At 45.9% G+C, this 292-nt stretch carries 1 pseudogene; it reads right to left on the reverse strand.

From position 1 onward, the window contains the following. A pseudogene (locus ESE_RS0111220) lies at window positions 1-281 on the reverse strand (IS3-like element IS1520 family transposase); the annotation flags it as partial. Window positions 282-292 lie beyond the last annotated feature (11 nt).

Consider the following 292-nt stretch of genomic DNA (forward strand, 5'->3'; position numbering starts at 1 on the left):
TTGGCTCTTAGAGCCTTAACTACGACGGATGTTGCGAATTCCTTGGTCATCTCTGGACTTAGTCCGTATGAGACTACGCGACGCTTTTCTGGGTCATAGACGGTTGCCAGATAAACCCACTCACGATTCATCAACTGGATGTACGTAATGTCAGTTGCCAGAACGCCACTCAAATCATCCAACTTCTTCATGAGGTTGGGCTTTTGAGGTGTGTCAGTGGTTGTTGTTGGCTTCTTGTATGACTTCTTGACCATGCGAGATTTGAGATTGAGCTCATTCATGAGTTCCCAAA

It is taken from the genome of Weissella cibaria KACC 11862 (genome assembly GCF_000193635.1).
GTDB lineage: Bacteria > Bacillota > Bacilli > Lactobacillales > Lactobacillaceae > Weissella > Weissella cibaria.